The 20,624-nt window shown below is 72.7% G+C and carries 13 protein-coding genes; 7 read left to right on the top strand and 6 right to left on the bottom strand.

Features of this window, described 5'->3' with window-relative positions; all coding sequences use genetic code 11:
* Positions 1-77: 77 nt before the first annotated feature.
* The gene (locus IPG72_04885; protein MBK6768356.1) at positions 78-2,114 is read right to left on the bottom strand and encodes a hypothetical protein; all 2,037 of its coding nucleotides are present in this window, start codon (positions 2,112-2,114) and stop codon (positions 78-80) included.
* A gap of 216 nt (positions 2,115-2,330) precedes the next feature.
* Positions 2,331-3,770 carry a hypothetical protein gene (locus IPG72_04880; protein MBK6768355.1) on the bottom strand — a complete coding sequence of 480 codons (1,440 nt, stop codon included), beginning with the start codon at positions 3,768-3,770 and terminating at the stop codon, positions 2,331-2,333.
* Between the two features lie 276 nt (positions 3,771-4,046).
* Between IPG72_04880 and IPG72_04875 the strand changes: the two genes are divergently transcribed.
* From IPG72_04875 to IPG72_04865, 3 genes are all read left to right on the top strand, one after another.
* On the top strand, positions 4,047-5,168 hold the full coding sequence (locus tag IPG72_04875) for a L,D-transpeptidase family protein (GenBank protein MBK6768354.1): 1,122 nt from the start codon (positions 4,047-4,049) through the stop codon (positions 5,166-5,168).
* An 87-nt stretch (positions 5,169-5,255) separates the two neighbouring features.
* Complete coding sequence (locus tag IPG72_04870; GenBank protein ID MBK6768353.1) at positions 5,256-6,227, top strand: aldo/keto reductase; 972 nt, start codon at positions 5,256-5,258, stop codon at positions 6,225-6,227.
* A 105-nt stretch (positions 6,228-6,332) separates the two neighbouring features.
* Complete coding sequence (locus IPG72_04865) at positions 6,333-8,816, top strand: hypothetical protein (GenBank protein MBK6768352.1); 2,484 nt, start codon at positions 6,333-6,335, stop codon at positions 8,814-8,816.
* A 46-nt stretch (positions 8,817-8,862) separates the two neighbouring features.
* Here IPG72_04865 and IPG72_04860 read toward each other — a convergent pair whose 3' ends face one another.
* Positions 8,863-9,561, bottom strand: coding sequence for a hypothetical protein (locus IPG72_04860; GenBank protein ID MBK6768351.1), 699 nt, complete (start codon positions 9,559-9,561; stop codon positions 8,863-8,865).
* Positions 9,562-9,840: 279 nt separating this feature from the next.
* Positions 9,841-13,068, bottom strand: a complete 3,228-nt coding sequence (locus tag IPG72_04855; protein MBK6768350.1) for a DNRLRE domain-containing protein — start codon at positions 13,066-13,068, stop codon at positions 9,841-9,843.
* Positions 13,069-13,319: 251 nt separating this feature from the next.
* Here IPG72_04855 and IPG72_04850 point away from each other — a divergent pair, with 251 nt between their 5' ends.
* From IPG72_04850 to IPG72_04835, 4 genes are all read left to right on the top strand, one after another.
* Positions 13,320-14,804, top strand: a complete 1,485-nt coding sequence (locus IPG72_04850) for a DASS family sodium-coupled anion symporter (protein MBK6768349.1) — start codon at positions 13,320-13,322, stop codon at positions 14,802-14,804.
* Between the two features lie 130 nt (positions 14,805-14,934).
* Positions 14,935-16,635: a formate--tetrahydrofolate ligase gene (locus tag IPG72_04845; GenBank protein ID MBK6768348.1), complete on the top strand. Its 1,701-nt coding sequence runs from the start codon at positions 14,935-14,937 to the stop codon at positions 16,633-16,635.
* A 116-nt stretch (positions 16,636-16,751) separates the two neighbouring features.
* Positions 16,752-18,866 carry a hypothetical protein gene (locus IPG72_04840; GenBank protein ID MBK6768347.1) on the top strand — a complete coding sequence of 705 codons (2,115 nt, stop codon included), beginning with the start codon at positions 16,752-16,754 and terminating at the stop codon, positions 18,864-18,866.
* Between the two features lie 14 nt (positions 18,867-18,880).
* On the top strand, positions 18,881-19,267 hold the full coding sequence (locus tag IPG72_04835) for an MGMT family protein (GenBank protein ID MBK6768346.1): 387 nt from the start codon (positions 18,881-18,883) through the stop codon (positions 19,265-19,267).
* Here the strand turns inward: IPG72_04835 and IPG72_04830 are convergent.
* Together IPG72_04830 and IPG72_04825 are read right to left on the bottom strand one after the other, a co-directional pair.
* On the bottom strand, positions 19,264-19,761 hold the full coding sequence (locus IPG72_04830; GenBank protein MBK6768345.1) for a hypothetical protein: 498 nt from the start codon (positions 19,759-19,761) through the stop codon (positions 19,264-19,266). The genes IPG72_04835 and IPG72_04830 overlap by 4 nt on opposite strands.
* Positions 19,758-20,534: an NAD-dependent deacylase gene (locus tag IPG72_04825; protein MBK6768344.1), complete on the bottom strand. Its 777-nt coding sequence runs from the start codon at positions 20,532-20,534 to the stop codon at positions 19,758-19,760. The genes IPG72_04830 and IPG72_04825 overlap by 4 nt, the downstream gene beginning before the upstream one ends.
* Positions 20,535-20,624 lie beyond the last annotated feature (90 nt).

The following is a 20,624-nucleotide window of genomic DNA, read 5'->3' as shown; positions in this document are numbered from 1 at the left end:
CGGCCGCCCGGCAGGTCTGCCGGGCGGCCGGGGAGATCATGTGTCGGCGGGCGCAGCGCCCACCCGATGAAGCGGCGCTAGCGGCCTGAAATCGGCGCCGCCACGGGCCTGAGGCACTCCGTCAGGCAGCGCTGGATCTCCTGCGCCATCACCTCGGTGCAGCTCTCGACCGTGCCGCCGCCGGCCAGGCAGCGCTGGAACACCGCCGCGCCGGCCCGCGCGCACTTCGTGCTGCAATCCGGAATCGGCGCCGGCGGTACCTGCTTGTCGCAGTGCTTGATGCAGAGGTCGTACGACTCCTTGGCCCGCCCTTCGCACGACTGCTGCTCGCCGCCCTCGGCAAGGCACTTCGCCAGCACCTCGCGCGCCGCCTTGGCGCACCGATCCTGACAGTCGATCGGCTGCGGCCGGGGGCAGCCCTTCAGGCACACTTCGAGGGCGGAGCGCATCCGCTCGCGGCAGACCGCCTCCTCGCCACCCTCGGTCCGGCAGGCCTTGAAGACGGCCTCGGCCCGCTGCTTGCAGCCCGCCTCGCACGACTCCGTCGGGCGTTCGCAGGCGGCGACACAGGCATTGAGGGCGCGGTTCTTCTCGTCCAGGCAGTCTTCCTCGCCCGCTCCGCGTTCGCGACAGGCCGCGTAGACCGCCTCGGCCTTCGCGTTGCACTGATCGCGGCAGCTCTCCGGCTTTGGCGTCGGCCGCGGGCAGCGGGCGAGGCAGTCCAGGAGGGCTTTGTTCGACCGTTCGTGGCATGCCTTCTCGTCGCCGCCGCCCTGGAGGCACGCCTTGAGTTCGGCCGCCGCGTGCTCCTTGCACCGGCCCTCGCACGACAGCGACTGCGGGGTCTTGGTGCCTTCGGGGCGCGGACACGCCAAGAGGCACGCCTCCTTGGCCTTGTGCGCCTCGGCCTCGCAGTCGTCCGGCCCGCGGCCCGAGGCGATGCAGGCGTTGTAGACCTCGTCGAAGCGCTTCTTGCACTTCTCCTCGCAGTTCCCGATCCGCGTCGGTTCCGGCTTCGGGCACATGCTTGCACACTTCTCGCGCGCCGTCTTCGCCTCGCGCTCGCACACGTCCGGCCCGTGTCCGCCGGCGATGCAGGCCTTGTAGACCGCCTCGGCCTCCGCCGCGCAGCGCTGCTCGCACGACTTCTCCTCGGCCGCCGGCGTCTTCGTCGCTTCGCGCGGGCACTCCTTGAAGCAGGCCTCCTTGGCCTGGCGCGCCTCGTTCTCACACGCGTCCGGCCCGCGGCCCGAGGCGATGCAGGCGTTGTAGACCTCGTCGAAGCGCTTCTTGCACTTCTCCTCGCAGTTCCCGATCCGCGTCGGTTCCGGCTTCGGGCACGCGCCCACGCACTTCTCGCGCGCCACCTTCGCTTCGGCCTCGCACACGTCCGGGCCGCGCCCGGCGGCGATGCAGGCCTTGTAGCCTTCCTCGGCAGCGGCCGCACAGCGCTGCTCGCACGTCCTATCCGGCGGACCCGGCGTCTTCGTCGCATCGCGCGGGCAATCCTTGAGGCATGCCTCCTTGGCCTGACGCGATTCGTTCTGGCAGGCGTCCGCGCCCCGGCCCGCGGCGATACAGGTCTTGTAGATCTCCTCGGCGTGCGCGGCGCATCGCTCCGTGCAGCTGCGCTCGATCGGCTTGGGTGTCGCCGTGGCATCCGGCCGCGGGCATTCCTTCAGGCATGCCAGCTTCGCGTCGGCCGACTCCTTGTGACAGGCCTCTTCGCTGCGACCGGCATCGATGCACGCCTTGAACACCGCTTCGGCCCGCTGCCGGCACTTGTCCTCGCAGGACGGCACGGCCGTCGCCCTTGGGCACTCGCGCAGACAGGCCTCACGCGCCGCACTGGACTCCTTCTCGCACGCGTCCGGGCCGCGGCCCATCGCGATGCACGCTTCGTACACCTCATGCGCCCGCGCGTTGCACCGCTGCTCGCACGTCGGGGTGGGCGATGGGACGGGCGTCGCCTCCTGGTGAGGCGCTGCTGCGCTCGTCGATGACGGGATCTGGAACGTGAAGCCCAGACAGAACAGGGCAAAGCACAGCGACGCCCATCGTCCAAGGCGCGGGCGACGCGCGGCCGGGCCGATCGTCCGTTGCAGTGTGGTCACGGGTGGTCCTCCTGATCGAAATCCAAATGCGTGGGGTTGCGGGGCAAGGCGCGGGGCTGAATGCCCAACGGCCTTCGCTCCGGACGATGAAGACGCGCCCGGCGGGCGCAACGGTACGGCATGGCGCCGCACGAACGGTCTAACGCCGCGCCGCGGCAGGAGGTCACAACCCGCATGGAAGTTCGATGGGGCCCGCTATCGCCTGTTCTCCAACCGTCAACGGCCGGAGCGAGCGCACGGGCGCGACGCCGGCGCGGCTCTCGTCACCTGGCCGACGGGATGTCGCTCGACGCCCCGACGTACAGTACGTCGCTCGCCGACGGTCCCCACGCCACGGTGAAGACCTCGTAGAAGCCGCTGAAGTGGGCGGCGCGCAGCGTCTGCAGGCCGTCGGACGAGCGGAAGAGGTCCGTGCCGTAGCCCTCGTAGGCCATGCCGAACGCGAAGATCGTGGCATCGGGGTCGTGCGGGCTGACGAAGACGCGGGTGGCGCCGGTCATGACGGCCGGCAGCGTGCCGCCCGCGTCCGTCGGCACGGGCTGGTCCTGCGTGACGCGGCGCTCCCAGGTCAGGCCACCGTCCCCGGAGCGCCAGATGCCGCGCCGGGACGGGTCGCGGCTGACCTGGTTGACGGCGGCATACGCCACGTTCCGGGTCGCTCGGGGCGTGCGTCACCCAGACGCCGACGACGACCGTGATCGGCTGCGGCGGCGTGCCGACGCCGCCCTCGCGCATCGCGGCGTCGACCTTGCGCCAACTCAGGCCGTCGTCCGTCGTCCGGACGATGCCGTCCAGGCCGCCGACGAGCCACGTGCCCCACCGCCCCGGCGCCGCCGACGCCGTGTGGATCACGCCGCCGAGCGAGGCGTCGTCGCCGCCGACCCGGCGCGCTTCCCACTTCGCGTCGCGCGCGGTGCGCACATAGATCCCTTCGCGGCCGACGAACGTCCAACGCGCCGCGTCGTTCGGCGCGATCGCCAGGGCGACGACGTCGTCCGGCAGCGTCTCGACGGTCCAGGTCCGGCCGCCGTCATCCGTGATGGCGATGTCGTGGCTGAAGATGGAGTGGAGGACGAGCGTGTCCGGGGCCGCTGCGGCGCGCGTGAGGCCGGTCGCGTCGCCGCCGAGGTCGGGCAGCGGGACGGGACGGGTGAACGTGCAGCCGGCGTCGTGGGAGTGGAAGAGCTGGCCGGCGTGCAGCTCGACGATGTGGTCGGGATCGCGCGGGTCGATGTCGATCGCCCACGTGTAGGCCAGCGGGGCGAGCCGCTGGGCGCCTGGTGAGAGCGTCCGGCCTCCGTCCAGGGAGAACCGGAAACCGCCGGCGTCACCCTTGGGTGCGCCGCATGCCGGCACGCCCGGCTGCTTGGGCTGCGTCCCGGTCGGCGACGGTGTCGCGTTGTCCGTCGGCACGGCGGACGACGTCGGCGTGCCGGTCGGCGCGGCCGATGTCGGGCGCGCGGTCGGCGGCGACGTGTACGGCGGCTCGGCACGCACGACACGGGGGAGGTGGATGCGGTGGGGCAGCGGGGCGGGCTGGCCGGCAGCCGGGCGCGGAGGCAGGGCGAGAGCGCCGGCGGCGAGGGCGGCGAGGGCGAGCGCGGCGGGGACGAGGGTGGCGGAGAGGGCGAGAACAGCGGATCGAAGGTTGAACATGGCGAGGCTCCGATGGGGTTCGTGGACGTTGACGCGTTGCGCGGGCGGGTCGCGCTTCGACGGCCGGCGTGCGACGCGAAGGGGCGCGTCGTCGGACCGTCGGCGGGTGGGATCGGGTGGGATCGGGTGGGATCAGGTGGGATCGGGTGGGGTCTCGTGAACCAGGCGATAGCATACGCTCGGCACAGCCGGGGTGTGACCTCACCGTCCCGGACGTGCGCCGCGGTATACTGGCGGCGGTCAACAGCCCCGGCCCATGGGGTGCAGGAGCGGCGCATGAGGGCTTCGCACATCCGCAACCAGCGCTCACCCGCGACGCACCGCCTCGCCCAACGCGTCGCGGCGGCAGCGGCCGTGGCCTGCACGCTCACGCTCGCCCGGGCGGTCACCGCGCACGCCGACTCCCTCGTCGTCGTCGGCCCCGGAGACACGCTGTCCGCCATCGCCGCCGCGCACGACACGACCGTGGAGAGCATCGTGGCGCGGAACGGCTTGGCCTCGGCCGATGTGATCTTCAGCGGGCAACGGCTGCTCGTGCCCGACGGCATGTCGGAGGACGGCATGTCCGGTGACGACCGCGAACCCGAGCCCATCGTCGACCTCGATGCGGCTGCCGAGCGTCCGTCGGCCGCGGCCGCGGCGCCGGTGCCGACGGACCGGACGGGCGCCGCCACGAACGAGGCGGCCGATCCGTTGGTCGACACGGCCGATGCGCAGGTCGACGCGGTCTGGCACGTGGCGGCGCCGGGCGACACGCTGTTCACCATCGCCATGACCCACGGTACCACGGTGCAGGCGATCGCCCGAGCAAACGGGATCGGACCGGCGGGCTTCATCCGGGTCGGCCGGCGTCTGGTGGTGCCGGGGGCGACGCGCGGCATCGGCGGGGGCGCGTCCGGCAACGGCGGCGCGGCGACGTCGGGCAATCCGGACGAGGCGGCGGGCGAGGACGCGAATGGCAGCGACGACGCCGCGAGGGGCGTGGGCGCAAGCGGCGTGGACATGGAGTCCGAAGCCTCCGCCGGCATCGCGGCATCGCCCGGCGGCGTGCGCCGGATCGTCATCGACCTGTCCGATCAGACGGTCAGCGCGCTTGCCGGCGGGCGGCTCGTGAACCGCTTCATCGCCTCCACGGGATCGGCCTGGACGCCGACACCGGTGGGCGAGTTCGCGGTGTATGCGCGCCTGGACCGCCAGCGGATGACGGGGCCGGGCTACGACCTGCCGAACGTGCCGTTCGTCCAGTATTTCACCGGCAGCTATGCGATCCACGGCGCATACTGGCACCAGAACTTCGGCGTACCGGTCAGCCACGGCTGCGTGAACCTTCAGCCGGGCGATGCGGCGTGGCTGTACGACTGGGCGGACTACGGTACGCCGGTCATCGTCCAGCGGTAGCGCGTCGACGGCGCGTCGACGGCGCATCGATCGCTCCGACGCTGCGCGGTCGATGCGCGGCCGCCCCCACCACAGGAGCTTGTCGCGATGGACCCCCTCCACCTCGGACGGACCGGCCTGAAGGTCAGCCGCTTCTGCCTCGGCACGATGAACTTCGGCCAGCACGCCGACGAACCGACGAGCTGGGCGATCATGGACCGGGCGCTCGAGCTCGGGCTGAACTTCTTCGACACGGCCAACGTGTACGGCGGCGTGCGGGGCGAGGGGATCACCGAGCAGATCATCGGGCGGTGGCTGGCGCAGGGGGATGGGCGGCGGGAGCTGATCGTCCTGGCCACGAAGGTCTACGGGATCATGGGCGACGGGCCGAACGACCGCCGGCTGTCGGCCCACCACATCATGCGTGCCTGCGAGGGCAGCCTGAAGCGGCTCGGCGTCGAGACGATCGACCTCTACCAGATGCACCACGTGGACCGCATGACGCCGTGGGCGGAGATCTGGCAGGCGATGGACATCCTCGTCCAGCAGGGCAAAGTGCGCTACGTCGGCAGCAGCAACTTCGCCGGGTGGCACATCGCCCAGGGACAGGAGGCCGCGGTGCGGCGGGGCTCGCTCGGGCTCGTCTGCGAGCAGAGCAAGTACCACCTGGCCTGCCGCCACGTCGAGCTCGAGGTGCTGCCGGCGTGCCAGGCGTACGGCCTCGGCGTGATCCCGTGGAGCCCACTGGCCGGCGGAATGCTCGGCGGGGCGCTGGCGAAGGCGGCCGAAGGGCGGCGGGCCACGGAGCCGCAGCTGAAGGAGATCGCCCGCCACCACCCGCAGCTCGAGCGCTGGGAGGCGCTGTGCACCCGGCTCGGTCAGCCGCCGGCCGACGTCGCGCTGGCATGGCTCCTCCACCAACCTGCCGTGACGGCGCCGATCATCGGCCCGCGGACGGTCCGGCAGCTGGACGATTGCCTGCTGGCGCTCGAGATCGCGCTGGACGCCGAGACGCTGGCCGAGATCGACGCGATCTGGCCGGGGCCGGGCGGGCAGGCGCCGGAGGCGTATGCGTGGTAGGGGCCGGGCGCCCGCCGAAGCAGCGGTTCGCCCGACGCACAGTACCGCCCGTTCGCGCGCCACGTCATAACCCGTAAGTTCCGTCGACGATCCACGGAGTGCCGCATGCCGCCTTCGACCTCCCCCCATCACGCCCCCCTCCGCGCCGCCGTCGCGATCGCCGTCGCGGCCGCGCTCCTCCTCGCGCTGCCGGGCGGGCGGGCGGCCGATGCGCACCCGGCCGCGGATGCGCTCGCGGCGCCGGCCACGCCGATCTGGCCCGCGCCGGACCTCGTGAACGGGGTGCGCGCCATGCTGGTGCAGTACTACGGGCAGCGGGCGCCGGCGGTCACGCCGTACTACCTGCGCGCCCCGGAGTGGGACATCGACAAGAAGCAGGCGCACAAGGATCCCGACACGCTGTTCGAGTACCACGGCGGGCCGGGGACGAAGTGCCATCCGGCCGTGACCGGCGCCGACTTCGCCGCGTGCACCGGCAAGCGCCTCGCGCGGACCTTCGGCCTGGCGTTCGCGCCGGGCCAGTCGCTGTTCAGCGCGCCGCGCGGCTATTACGCGAACGAGGGCGTGGCGCAGATGGCGGGCTACTACGCCCTCTACCACGCCTTTGCGCTGGCGTTCGACGCGCCGCAAGCGGGCGCCTACGTGCCGGCGGACGATCCGGCGATCCGCGACCGCAAGGCGTACCACGTGCGGATGGTGGCGGCCTACGAGGCCCATCAGCGCGACATCATCGTCCGGATGTTCCGCGACACGCGGACGGACGGGCAGTTCCAGGCCGACCTGACGCGCTCGGCCGGCGCGCTGGCCGTCGGGTACGTCCGGACGGTGCAGGCGCTGGAGGAGGCGAACGGCTGGCCGGACGCGGCAGCGCGCAAGAACGCGATCAACATCGTCGCGGCGTTTGCGCAACGGACGTGGTGGGAATGGCAGGCGACGCAGTTGGACGGGCCGCGGACGGCGGGCTTCGCCGATCTGGGCAGCGAAAAGACGTACCAGGACGCGCTCCTGTTCGACGGGTCGTGGAACGGGACGAACCGCTTCGTGTACGACGGCGTGCCGATCAACAGCCTGCGGCCGGCGGCGCTGGACACGGGCGCCGTGAGCGGCTTGTGGTTCGACGCGGACTATGCGATGCCGGGCGACTGGTGGTGCTACAGCCGCTTCAAGGACGGCACGACCGAGCGCGCGGCATGCCTCGAGCACGCGAAGCGCGAGGCGAAGGGCGGGACGCGCTCGCCGATCGGCAGCTACTACGGGGCGGGCGACTGCAACACGCGCAGCGCCACGGCGACGGCGATCGGCTGCGGCGACACGAACCTCGGCTCGATCGCCGAAGAATGGGTCTGGACGCACACCGGCGGGCGGATGGCGGCGGCGCTCCTGCGCGAGCTCGAGGCGTCCGGCGATCCGGACACGCCGCCGGGGCAGCTGGGCGGCAAGACGTACGAGGCGTTCGGCCACCGCCTGGGCTACGGCGTGAGCGGCTGGTACGGCGCCGACCCGTACGACGACGACATGGAGTGGAAGCTGAACCAGGGAGGCGGGGACCGGCCGGTGCGGACGCTGTCCGCCGGGCGGCACGACGACATGCCGCAGAACGGCCGCTACAGCTACGGCGAGCAGGACACGACCGGCTACTCGGCGGCCGTGAACGGCGACACCTGGGCGGAGGACAAACAGGAGTATCCGGCCGGGATGGAGAACCACCTGCCCGGCCCGAACTCGCTGTACGGCACGCTCCTCTTCGGCTATGCGCTGTCCGACAAGGTGGCCGACGGCCTCGCGCCGAGCCTGTTCGACGCCTGGCACCGCAACAACGTCGACGAGTTCTCGATGTGGGTCTGGCTGGCGCAATCGTCCTATTTCCGATGCGTCGACGTGGCGGACCCGGCCGACCCGCGCTGTCTGGCGATGGAGGCGGGCAAGTGGCCGTACCCCGTGCCGGCCGAGATCAAGCGCCTGCCCCTGTTCGCCGACGCCGACGACCTGTCGACGCCCCTCGCCTTCCGCTACCTCTGGCGCGAGCCGCGCCCCGGCCCCGACCCGGCGCTGCCGGCGGCGTTCGTCGCCAGCCCGTCCAACGCCACCGGCTGCCGCGACACCCCGGGTGCGCCGTGGCGCTGGGCGTTCGACAAGGACAACCCTTCGGCGCGCGACTACCTGATCGACGAGGGCGGGTTCGGGGCGTACAACGAACTCCTGCAAGGCTACGGCGGCCTCATGCGCCTCCTGGCCGCGCGCTACCCGCTCGATCCGCTCGTCCCGAGCGAGCTGCCGAACTACGCCACGCAGCGCAACGACGTGCTCAAGCCGTGGTACGACGCGGCCTACACCCAGGTGGCCGACATCCTGGCCCTCTACACCGGCACGTCCGCCACGGACTACGGCTATGTCCCCGACATCGAGAACTCCACCTGCCTGGGCGAGGACCCCGGCCCGGCCGGCCGCAGCGTCCTGACGTGGCAATACGGGACGGGCGACAGCGTGAGCGCGGTGACGATCCGGCGGGCGATGTGGTACAGCGTGGCGGCGAGCTGGTATTGGTGGTATGACAGCGGGTGGGTGGATGTGGATGGGGGGGCGTGGTGAGACGGGGGCTTGAACCCCTGGCGTCGGCCGGCTTCCCAAAACGGACCTAAGGCATGACCGTCGGCATCGGCGTCACCGGCAGCGCCGTCGGCATCGGCGTGATGACGTCCGGCAGCGAACGCTTCGCGCGGATCATCGCAAGCGTCGGACAGAGCCTGCCTCCTGCGTTCGGATCGAACAACGCACCCGGAATCTGGGACCAACCTTCGACTGCATAGACCGCGATGAGCACGCCCGCGACCCGTTCGGGCGTGGGCGACGGCACCGGAGTCGGCGTTGGCAGGCTCTTGTCCGGCGTCAGCTCCAGCCAAAGGAGCGGCGGCTGGCGGTTGTACCATGAGCCGGCGATGATCTTGGTGTCGAGGCCGTCTTGCGTGTAGGCGACCGCCCAGGTGAGGTCCTCCTCAGGCATGGGACCACTGCCGTCGCCACCACACAGCCGATTGATGATCCCTTTGTTCAAAAGGCGTACGGTGATGTCCTTCGGTTGCGCCGCCCACCGCCCGCCACGCAGTCCCGCGACGAGCGCCTGCTCCGCCGTCGTGATCGACCACCCGTCCGGCACGGCCGTCGGCAGCAGCGGCATCGGCGTCCCTGCGGCCAGGTCGATGTCGAGCTCGTTCGGCGCGTGCGGCATCGTCACCGTCGGCACGCCCGGCCCCCGGCCCACCGTGAGCCAGCCGATGACGACAACGAGCACCAGGGCGGCGGCGGCGAGTACGGCACGACCCCGGTGGCTCATCATCGGCCTCTCCCGTGTTGCGCTTGTCGATCGGCATGCGTACTTGGTCCAAGTACGCATGGGAACTGGATCCGGTCAGCATGTGCACTTGGGACAAGTCCGATTGCGTACTGCCGCACGTACCGTGGCGAACCCGGCCCAACGACGATCATCCGCCGCCTGCGAGCGCCCCAACGGCTGCGCACGAGATCCTCACCATTGATGGAACCCATGCGTGCGTACTCTTGCAGACCTTCCACCACCAACGTCCTGTCGACGCTCGGCCGACGACGCCCCCCACCCCTACTTCTTCTCCGCCCGCGGCAGATAGATCGTCGGCGTCTCCACCAACCCGCTCCCGCCGTACGTCAGCATCCCGCTCGCCTGCGCGATCCACAGCGTGCCGTCCGCCGCCGCCGTCAGCGCCTGGATGGGCTCGCCGGCGATCAGCGGGCTGTTCGCGGCCGTGAAGTGGTGCGTCCACACGCCCTCCTTCAACGACGCCACCTGCGCGTCGCTCGTCCCGAGCCAGAGCGTGCCGTCCGGCGCGAAGGCTGCGGCGGAGATCCGCAGGAACTCGGCCGAGCCGGCGATCAGGAGCGGGCTGCCGGGCGTGAGATCCAGCGGCGTGTCCCAGCCCGTGCCGAGCCACGTGTTCGCGACGATCTGATAGGACAACGTCCGGCCCTCGTGCCGTTCGACCCAGGTGAAGGCGACGAGCCGCCCCGAAGGATCCATGGCCGAAGTCGTCGCGTAACCCGCGTTCCTCGTCTCGCCGCCCGCATCCTCGATGCCGGGCAGGAACGGGTAGCGGATTGCGGTAATCGTGTCCGGCAGGACGTAGAGCGCGGACGGGCTCACGACGTAGACGTCGTCGGCGGCGAGCATGGACGCCGCGGACGACGTCGATGCCGTGGACGGCGTGCGCCCGCCGCCCGGCCGCACGAGGCCGAGCCAGCGCCCAAGCCGGCCGAGCGCGTCGTTCCGCGCTGCGGTCGCCGTTGCGCTCGACGAGAGCGTCGGCGGGCCAGAGCCGGCCTGCCCCTTGACGAAGTGCAGATCCTCGAGCCCGTACTCCCCCATCTCCGGCACGACGTCGACGTCGACGCTCGCGCCCGCGCCGCTGTCTGCGTCGAACGCGCGCACACCAGCGGCGGCGCAGCCCAGCGGACTGGCGCACTCCGTCGTGCCGCCGAACGGCACCCAGGCGCGGCCGGCGCGATCGAGGAGCGTTCGCTGGTCGTGGCGCAGCGTGCCGCCGGGGTGGATCTGGTCCGTCGCCAGCCGGCGCCAGGCGCGGCCATCGTACAGGTTCGGGCCGGCCCAGATCCGGCCGCGGGCGTCGGCGGCGAAGAAGTCCGGCACGACGCCCTTGCCGAGGAGCTCGCTGAAGCGCTGCTCGATCACCTGCTCGACCGTCCCCCACCGCCGCCACCGCCCGGCGACACGCGTCAGGACGATGTCGGGCCCGCCGCTCGGATCGGGCACCCTCGCCCAGAGCTCGCCGTCGGGGCCGAAGCGCAGCCGGCGGATCCTGCGCAGCGGCAGCGGCGCGCCGGCGTCCGGACGGCGGAAGCCGCTGCCGGCCGGCTTGGCCGTCGGCAGCGCGGACGGGCGGGCGGTCGGGGCCGCGGTCGGCAGGGCGGTGCGCGTCGGGCCGCGCGTGGCGTCGACGGTCGGCCGGGGCGTCACCGTCGGCAGCTCGCCCTCGCCGGTCGGGCTCGGGCCGGTCGTCGCGCTCGGTTCCGTCGACGGTGTGGTCGACGGGGCGGGCGTGCGGGACGGGACGGGCGTCAGGGTGTCGACCGGCGTCGGTGTCTGCGAGGCCGGGACGGTGGCGGTCTCGGTCGGCGCCGGCGTCTGCGTCACGTCGCGCGTCCAGCCGATGCACAGCCGGGGCGGCGCGGTGCGCGTGTTCTCGCGGCTGCCGAAACGGCTCTCGATCGGCGACGTGGCGGTGTTCTCGCTCCACAGCACCAGGCCGTGGTTCGGACGGGCGCCGGTGTGCCAGGCATCGGCCAGCGTCGTGACGTCGAACAGCTTCCGCCCAGCCTTGGCGTCGATGCTCGGCGACGCGTAGCGGCCTGAATGGGCCGGCCGGTTGAGGAACGTGATCGTCGCCTCGTCCCACGCGGCGTCCGAGGCGTCGACGACCGACTGCAGGATCGGCGTCGCGCCGCCCTGCTGCTGGATGAGCTCCGCCTCGAGCGACGCCGTGACCACTGCCGCATCCGCCGGCACGAAGCCGAGCTTGAAGCGGATGTAGGACAGCGCCTGGTCCTGGCCGCCGGCCGAGACGAAGAGATCCGGTTCCGAGCCGTGGTTCACGCCCCGCGTGTTCACGCTCACCCAGGCGTCCGCCTCGGCGTCCACGCACGCCTGCCCTTGCTCGTGAATCACCGCGGTCGGCGTGGCCTGTTCGCGCTCGCGCGGGTCGACGACAACGCCGCGCACTTCGGCGTCCGCCAGGGCGACGGCGCTGCCGAGCACCTGCGCCTTGTCCGGCGCGGCGTCCAGCACGGCCACCGTCGAGAGGCCCTTCGACGTGCCGACGAACACGAGCTCGCCCGCGCCGAGCGGGCCGTCGTCCGCCAGCGCCTCGCCGTCGCTGGCAAGGCTCCGCACGGGCGCGCTGAAGCGGAAGAGGTCGATGGACGCCGGCGCGGTGGGCTTGGCGACATCGAACGTGAAGACCCCGCCGACGTCGACCCCGTTCAGGCCGCCGCCGACGAACGCCCAGCTGCGCCCCTTGCCCAGCGCCAGGTGGATGCGCGGGCCCGTCAGCCTGGCGCCCTGCGGATAGGGCTCGCCGGCGACAACGATCGGCGCAGCCGGGCGCCGCACGTTCACGATGCCGAGCTCCGCCTCGTCCGACACGTACGCCAGGCCGGCGCGCAGCACGACGTCCGTGCCGCCGCGCGCGATCTCGCCGAGCGCCTTGCCGAAGCCGGGGTCGCTCACGTCGACCGTCAGCAACCGCTTCGCACCGAGGAGAACCATGTACTGGCCCGAGGCTGCGACGCCCGTCCAGATCTGTCCGGCTTCGTGGAAGGCGCCCTTCAGCCCGGGATCGTACGGATCCGTGATGTCGAAGATCCGCGCGCCGGCCGCCGGGTCGAGCGCATACAGCCGCCGGCCGTCCACCACGAGGCGCGTGGCGGCGAAGCGCGGCGTCTGGATCGTCTGGTAGAGGAACGGCACCTTGGGGTCCCGCATGTCGAAGATCCCGATTCCCTTGGCGCCGGCCGCCACGTAGACCACGTTCCCGCTGGCCGCCGCGTCCTCGCTCGGCACGGCGCGCTGCGAGTCGCCGACGGATGCCGGCGCGGCCGGTGCGCCGTAATCCACGACGTGCACGCCCCGATCCATCGCCGCCGCGTAGAGCTGCGGCTGCGGCGCCAGCGCGCTGCCTGGGCCGGCCGACAACGCGCCGACGGCCGCTGCGACGAGGATCGTGGCGGCGGCGGCGACGGAGAGCGTTCCGGCGGCGAAAGGGGCGGAGCGGGGGATCGAGCGGCGGGGAGAGGGCATCGGCAAACCTCGCGAGGGGGCGGGGCAGGGTCGGCGGCCAACCCGGTCTGCAAAATGAGACGCACCCGATCTGTCGGCGATACGGGCGGCGTCAAGGTCGCCGACCCGGGCGGCGAAGCGTCGAACCGCGGCTGGCCGACATGTTATGATCCGCCGCGCCGCGCGGCCAGTGGGGCGCGCGTCCGCAGGGTGCGGCCGCATCGCACGGACGACCGTCCGGCCGGTCCGCCGCCGAACCCGGGGGTGTTGCGATGGGACGTCTCGACCGCGCGTTCGCCCTGGCGGCGCTGCGTTGGGCTGCCGCGCCGACGGCCTTCGCGGCGGTGTGGCTGCTGGCGGCCGGCCTGCCGGGTTCGCAGCGCGCCGTCGCCGCCGTGTTCGCGTTCGCCGTGGCCGGCTGGGTGGCCGAGGCGCAGCCGCTGCCCGTCACCGCCCTCGTGTCGGCTGCGCTGCTCGTCGTCGTCGCGGGCCGGGACGAGAAGACCGTCTTCGCGGCGTTCGGCGACCCCGTCATCCCGCTGTTCGTCGGCAGCTTCCTGCTGGCCCGCGCCATCGAGGCGACGCGGCTCGGCGAGCGGGTGGCGTGGGGCGTGCTCGCGTGGCGGGCGGTCGGACGCTCGCCGTCGCGCGCCGTGCTGGCGCTCGGCGCCGTCGCGTGCGGCGTCTCGCTCGTGGCCTCCAACACCGCGACGACGGCGATGCTGCTGCCGATCGGGCTTGGCATCGCCGGCGCCCTCGGTCGGGCCGAGCGGGGCAGCCCGCTGGCTGTGGCGACGCTGCTCATGCTGACGTGGGGCTCGAGCGTCGCGGTCGGCGTGCCGGTCGGAACACCGCCCAACCTCATCGGCCTGGCGGCGATCGAAGAGTCCACCGGCATCCGGATCTCCTTTGTCCAGTGGGCGGCCTTCGGGCTGCCGATCACCGCGGTCATGCTCGGCGCGTGCTGGCTCGTACTGCGCCGGCTCTACCACCTGCCGGGCGGGGCGACGGGCGCGCAGACCGCCACCCTCGACCCCGCGCTGGCCGCTCGCCGCCTGTCCGACCTCGGCCCGCTCACGTTGGCCGAGCGGAGCACGCTCGCCGCCTTCGTCGTGGCGCTGGCCGCATGGCTCGCGCCCGACGTGGCGGCAGCGGTCCTCGGCCGCAGCCACCCGGCGGCGGCCTGGCTCCTGGCTCGCCTGCCCCTGTCCGTCGGGGCGATCGGGGCGGCGGCGGCGCTGTTCGTGCTGCCGGCCGAGCGGCGGCCCTATCGCGCGGTCCTGCAGTGGACGGACGCCGCGCACATCGACTGGGGGACGATCCTGCTCTTCGGCGGCGGCATTGCCCTCGGCCGCGCCATGGACGAGAGCGGCCTCGCGGCGACGATCGGCGGCGTCGCGGCCGGGACGTTCGGGGCCGACAGCTTGTGGACGATCACGGCGCTCGTGACGACGGCGGCCGTCATCCTCAGCGAGATCGCGAGCAACACGGCCTCGGCCAGCATCCTGGCGCCGGTGGCGATCGGCCTGGCGGAGGCGGCCGGGGTGAGCCCGATCGCGCCCGTGCTCGGCGTGGCGCTCGGGGCGAGCCTTGGGTTCATGATGCCGGTCAGCACGCCGCCGAACGCCATCGTGTACGGTTCCGGGCTCGTGCCGCAGCGGGAGATGATGCGGGCCGGGCTCGTCATCGACATCGTCGGCCTCGTCGTAACGCTGGTCGGCCTTCGGCTCATCCTGCCGCTGCTCGGGCTCGCCTGAGGGCCCGGCCGGGCGGCGTGGTATATTCGCCTGCCGTCGCCGCGGCCGTGATGCCGCAGCGCGGCCCCGTCGGTACGTGCGCGGCCGACGTCGAACATGCGCCAACCGTTGTCCCGGCAGGAGCCCCGCCATGCCCTTCCCATCCGACCTCGAGATCGCCCAGGCCGCCACGCTCCGGCCGATCGATGACATCGCCACCGGGATGGGCCTCGAGCTCGACGAGATCGAGCACTACGGTCGCGACATGGCCAAGGTCCGGCTGGAGGCGATCGACCGGCTGGCGGCGCGTCCGCTGGCCAAGGTGGTCCTCGTGACGGCCGTCACGCCCACGCCGCTGGGCGAGGGCAAGACGACGACGACCGTCGGGCTGGCGCAGGCGCTGAACCGGCTCGGGCGGCCGACGACGCTCGCGATCCGCCAGCCGTCGCAAGGGCCGACGTTCGGGATCAAGGGCGGCGCGGCGGGCGGCGGCTACAGCCAGGTCGTGCCGATGGAGCAGATCAACCTGCACCTGACGGGCGACATCCATGCCGTCGTGGCCGCGAACAACCTGCTGGCGGCGATGATCGACAACCACCTCTTCCACGGCAACGAGCTCGGGATCGACCCGTATTCCGTCACGTGGCGGCGCGTGCTCGACGTCAGCGACCGGACGCTGCGCAACGTCACGATCGGCCTCGGCACGAAGGGCGACGGGCCGATGCGGCAGACCGGCTTCGACATCGCGGTCGCCAGCGAGGTGATGGCGATCCTGGCGCTCACGACCGGCCTGAAGGACATGCGGGCGCGGATGGCGCGGATCGTCGTCGCCCAAACCAGGGACGGCAAGCCCGTGACGGCCGAGGATCTCGGCGCGGCGGGGGCGATGACGGCGCTGATGAAGGAGGCGATCAAGCCGAACCTCGTCCAGACGTTGGAGAATGGCCCGGCGCTGGTCCATGCCGGCCCGTTCGCGAACATCGCGCACGGCAACAGCTCCGTCCTGGCCGACCTGATCGGCACGCGCACCGGTGACTTCTTCGTCACCGAGGCCGGCTTCGGCGCCGACATCGGCGCCGAGAAGTTCTTCAACATCAAGTGCCGCGCCAGCGGCCTGCGCCCGGACGCGGCGGTCATCGTCACGACGGTGCGGGCGATGAAGCTGCACTCCGGCAAGTTCCGTGTCGTGCCCGGCAAGCCGCTGCCGGACGGGATGCTGGCCGAGAGCGCGGAAGACGTGCTGGCGGGGGCGCCGAACCTGGCCAAGCAGATCGAGAACGTCCAGCTCCACGGCGTGACGCCGGTGGTCTGTATCAACCGCTTCGGCACGGACCACGACAGCGAGGTGGCGGCCATCGTCGACGTCGCCGCCGCCGCCGGCTGCCGCGCCGCCGTGAGCACGCACTTCGCCGACGGCGGCGCAGGCGGCGAGGCGTTGGCGCGGGCCGTCATCGAGGCGGCCGAGGAGCCGAGCCAGTTCCGCTTCCTGTACGAGATCGACCTGCCGATCAAAGCCAAGATCGAGGCGATCGCCACCAAGGTGTACGGCGCGTCCGGCGTGACCTACGAGTCGGCGGCCGAGGGCCAGATCAAGCGCTTCGAGGCCGCCGGCTTCGGCAACCTCCCGATCTGCATGGCCAAGACCCACTTGAGCCTGTCCGACGACCCCAAGAAGCTCGGCGCGCCGACCGGCTTCACCGTCCGCGTCCGCGAGGTCCGCGCCTCGATCGGCGCCGGGTTCATCTACCCCCTGCTGGGGGAGATGCGCACGATGCCGGGGCTGCCGAGCCATCCCGCGGCGGAGAACGTGGATGTCGACTTCGAGACGGGTGAGGTCGTCGGGTTGTTCTGAGTTCGGCAATCGGATTCCGGTCAATCGGATTCCGGTTAATTCCGGTCAATCGGATTCCGGTTAAGGGACGAGGCGCCGCTTGCGCCGACGCCGCCGCCGGCCTACCGTTCGTGCCGATGATCCGATCCGCAATCGTCCGATCGACCGACCAAGACCGCCCGGCGGCCCCGCCGTGGCGTGCCTGTCGAGCGCGGTGGGCTCGCGCGACCCTTCGCGCCTGCACCGCCGTCGCGCTCGTCGCCGCGAGCGCCCACCCGCCGCCGCAACGCTCGGAGTCGGCCCACGCCCAACCGGCGGCGAACGACGTCGTGACCGTCGAGCGCGGCGGCTTCCAGCACGTGCTCGACGTCGCCGCGGCCGGCCCGAACGACGTCTGGGCCGTCGGCTGGGACGGGATCGTGCACTTCGACGGCGCGTCGTGGCGGCTCGTGCACGGGCGGGACGGGGACGGGTACGGCTACGCCGCGGTCGACGTGGCCGCGGACGGGCACGGCTGGGCGGTCGGCGCCGGCGCGGACTGCCGCGTCGCCGAGCTGCGGCCCGAGGGCGTCGCGTCCAATCCGCTGCCGTTCGCGTGCACGCTGAGCGACGTCTCGATCACGCCCGGCGGGACGGTCTGGATCGCCGGCCACGAGCCGACGGCGGACGGTGCGACGCGATCGCTCGTCGCGGTGCGGGACGGCGACGGCTGGCGTCGGGTGGACCACCCGGCGGGGTACTTCGTCACCGCGCTCTGGCTGCGGGCGGAGGCGGACGGTTGGGCAGCGGTGACCGGCGGCGACGGCGCGCAGCTGCTGCGCTGGGACGGCGCGGCGTGGCGGGCCGTGCCGGCACCCGGCTTCAACGGCGGCATCCGGGACTTCCACGGCATCACCGCCGACGACGTGTGGGCGGTCGGCGGCGCGCTCGGCTGGATGGATGTGCCCAGCGTGCGGACGATCCTTCACTTCGACGGAACGGCGTGGCGGTTGGCCGTCGACGACAACCAGGGCGAGATGCGCGCCGTCGAGGCGCGCGCCGCGGACGACGTCTTCGCCTCGGGCCAGCTCGGCGTCGCGCACTTCGACGGGCGCGGCTGGCAGTGGACGCAACCCGACGTCTACGTCTCGGTCGACAATCCGTTCGGCCTCGGCGCGCTCGCGCTGACCTCCGAAGGCGCGCTCTGGGCCGTCGGGCCGGACAACGTCCTGCGCCAGGACCGCGGCGGATGGTATCGCTGGGGCGGCACGCGCTCGGGCGACTACACGCCGCTGCGGGCCGCCGTCGCCCCGGGCGGCCGCGGGTTGGCCGTCGGCATCGGCGGGCCGGTCGTCGCGCGGGGCGATGACGGACGCTGGCGCGAGATCGACGGCCCGACCGAAGCCGACCGACTCGACGGCGTGACGGCGGTGGGCGGCGATGTCTGGTGGGCCACATTGACGGAGCGCGCCAGCGACGGACAAGACGGCGTCGGCCAGCGCCGGACGACGACCGCGCTGCGCTACGCGGCCGGCACATGGACGGCCTTCGACCTCCCGACGGAGCGGCGGATCGCCGCCATCGCCGGAACGGCGCCGGAGGGCGTGTTCGCGCTGGCGACGGAGCGAACGCAGGAGCGCGCCGGCGATCCGCCCGCCACGGACGTGCTGCGTTTCGACGGCGAACGCTGGCAGCTGATGACAACGCTGCCCGACGCCGTACGGCTCCTTTCGGCGGTCGATGCGCACACCGCGTGGGCCGTCGGCAGCGACGCCTGGCGGCTCGACGCGGGCACGTGGCGATCCGCCGGGCTGCCTGCGGCCTTGCGGGGCCAGATCAGCGACATCGCGTTCGACGGCCGCGACCACGGCTGGCTCGTCGGCCAGGGCGTCGTCGTCGAGCGCAGCGACGGGCGTTGGATCGACCGAACGGACGGACTGGCCGGCTTGCCGCACCAGACCGACCTCTGGGACGTGGCGATCGCTCCGGACGGGTCGCCGTGGGCGATCGGCTGGCAGCTGAGGTACGCGGACAGCGGCGCGCTGTTCCACCTGCGCTCCGGCCGCTGGCGGCGCGTGAGCATCGGCCCCGTGGCGGACGTCGTCGGCAGCGGCGGGTTCAGCCTGCGGATCGAAGGCCATCCCGACCGCTACGACGTCTGGCTCAGCGGCCCGAGCGAGACGATCGCACGCGTGACGCACAGGCGCGATCTCGGGCCGCCGCCGAATGATGGCCGCCTATTCCTGCCGTTCGCGTCATCCTCCGGCCGTTAGGGTCTCGCGCGACCATGTCTGCGGCAACCCCGCCCGCCGCCACGTTCTTCGACCACGTCTACGCCGTCGTCCGCCGCGTCCCCCGCGGCCGCGTGACGACGTACGGCGCGGTGGCGCTCATGCTCGGCCAGCCGCGCGGGGCGCGCGCCGTCGGCTATGCGTTGAACGCGCTGAAGGACCGTGGAGGCGATCCGGCGTACGGCGACGTGCCGTGGCAGCGCGTGATCAACGCACAGGGCCGGATCAGCATCGTGAACCGCGAGTACGACGCAGCGGAGCAGGCGGCGCGGCTCCGGGCCGAGGGGGTCGCGGTGGACGAGACGCTGCGGATCGACCTCGACCGCTACGCGTGGGACGGCCTGGACTGGGCGGAGGTGGCCGCGATCATCGGCGTGCGTTAGTCGAGGCCGTCGCGATCCGCGTCGTCACCGGCATCGAGGCGTGCGGCCGCGACGTCGATCGCCCGCCCCGGCCACGGCCCATCCCGCCGCACATGGTTCGCCCACCACCAGCCGAGCGTCATCGTCGGCAGGAGCTGCGTCCCGGGCACGAGGCCCTCCCAGAGCGACGCCCCGCGCAGCGGCTTCAGCGGCGTCTGGTTGGCGATGAACCACGCGAGCGGCGACCCGAAGAAGTCGAGCCCGAGGTCCACGGCGTCGATGGCCAGCGGCACCGCGATCGTGACGGAGCGCAGCGCGAAGAGGCCGGTGTCGTCCAGGCCGACCGTCATCCGGCGGATGATCCGGAAGACGATGAACACCCACAGTGCCACCAAGCCGAGCACGAGCGCGAAGTACGTCGTCAGCAGGCCGATGAGCGTCCGGACGAAGTCGTCGGCCACTTCGGGCACTTGGGCGACATGGGCCAGCACGGCCGCGGCGACCGGGGCGATCATCCGCACGCCTCCACGAGCGCCGGCAGCGCCGTGGCCGCTCCGGCGCGCACGACGTGGGTGGCATGCGCCGACAGCGGCGTCGGCGCCGGGTTGATCTCGACGAGGACGGCGCGGTGCTCCAGCGCGAGCAGCGGGAAGCTGGCCACCGGCTCGACCTCGCCCGACGTCCCGACGACGAGCAGCACATCGCACGCGCGGATGGCGGACAGTGCCCGCCCGACGGCCGCCATCGGCAGCGCCTCGCCGAACCACACGACGTCCGGCCTCAGCCGACCGCCGCAAGCGGGGCAGCGCGGGGGCACGACGGTCGAAGCGTCATGGGCACCGGCCTCGCCCGCGTCGGCACGGCAGTCGAAGCACCGCGCGCCGTGGATGTCCCCATGGACCGCGACGACGTTCCGGCTGCCGGCAGCGCGGTGAAGGCCGTCGATGTTCTGCGTCACGACGATCACCGACCCGCCCCGCGCCGCGAGCCGTGCCTCGAGCGCCGCCAGCGCCGCGTGGCCGGCGTTCGGCCGGGCGCCGGCCATCGACCGGCGCCGCTCGGCGTACCAGCGCCACACCTTGCCCGCGTCGCGCTCGAACGCGCGCGGCGTGGCGACGTCGTCGGGGTCGAACATCGACCAGATCCCGCCCGCGTCGCGGAACGTCGGGATCCCGCTCTCGGCCGACATGCCGGCGCCGGTCAGGACGACGACGCGGCGCGACGCGCGAACCGCTTCGGCGGCGGCGGTGAGCGGGGCGGCGACGGTCTCAGGCAGGCTGGATGGCATCGTTTCTCCTGCGGTCGAGTATAGCCTTGCCCGATCCGCTACACTCGTGCGCGCTTCGACATGTGCCCGATGGTTGTACCCGATGTACCC

Origin of the sequence: Candidatus Avedoeria danica (genome assembly GCA_016703025.1) — a bacterium.
In the GTDB taxonomy this organism is placed as follows: domain Bacteria; phylum Chloroflexota; class Anaerolineae; order Epilineales; family Epilineaceae; genus Avedoeria; species Avedoeria danica.
The sequence above is the reverse complement of the archived record's forward strand: the minus strand, read 5'-3'. Positions and strand labels throughout refer to the sequence as shown.

What these genes read in the sequence shown, in the direction of transcription:
- IPG72_04880 (MBK6768355.1), bottom strand. Translation starts at nt 3,770, where the DNA reads ATGTTCAACCTTCGATCCGCTGTTCTCGCCCTCTCCGCCACCCTCGTC.
- IPG72_04875 (MBK6768354.1), top strand. Translation starts at nt 4,047, where the DNA reads ATGAGGGCTTCGCACATCCGCAACCAGCGCTCACCCGCGACGCACCGC.
- IPG72_04870 (MBK6768353.1), top strand. Translation starts at nt 5,256, where the DNA reads ATGGACCCCCTCCACCTCGGACGGACCGGCCTGAAGGTCAGCCGCTTC.
- IPG72_04865 (MBK6768352.1), top strand. Translation starts at nt 6,333, where the DNA reads ATGCCGCCTTCGACCTCCCCCCATCACGCCCCCCTCCGCGCCGCCGTC.
- IPG72_04860 (MBK6768351.1), bottom strand. Translation starts at nt 9,561, where the DNA reads ATGATGAGCCACCGGGGTCGTGCCGTACTCGCCGCCGCCGCCCTGGTG.
- IPG72_04855 (MBK6768350.1), bottom strand. Translation starts at nt 13,068, where the DNA reads ATGCCCTCTCCCCGCCGCTCGATCCCCCGCTCCGCCCCTTTCGCCGCC.
- IPG72_04850 (MBK6768349.1), top strand. Translation starts at nt 13,320, where the DNA reads ATGGGACGTCTCGACCGCGCGTTCGCCCTGGCGGCGCTGCGTTGGGCT.
- IPG72_04845 (MBK6768348.1), top strand. Translation starts at nt 14,935, where the DNA reads ATGCCCTTCCCATCCGACCTCGAGATCGCCCAGGCCGCCACGCTCCGG.
- IPG72_04840 (MBK6768347.1), top strand. Translation starts at nt 16,752, where the DNA reads ATGATCCGATCCGCAATCGTCCGATCGACCGACCAAGACCGCCCGGCG.
- IPG72_04835 (MBK6768346.1), top strand. Translation starts at nt 18,881, where the DNA reads ATGTCTGCGGCAACCCCGCCCGCCGCCACGTTCTTCGACCACGTCTAC.
- IPG72_04830 (MBK6768345.1), bottom strand. Translation starts at nt 19,761, where the DNA reads ATGATCGCCCCGGTCGCCGCGGCCGTGCTGGCCCATGTCGCCCAAGTG.
- IPG72_04825 (MBK6768344.1), bottom strand. Translation starts at nt 20,534, where the DNA reads ATGCCATCCAGCCTGCCTGAGACCGTCGCCGCCCCGCTCACCGCCGCC.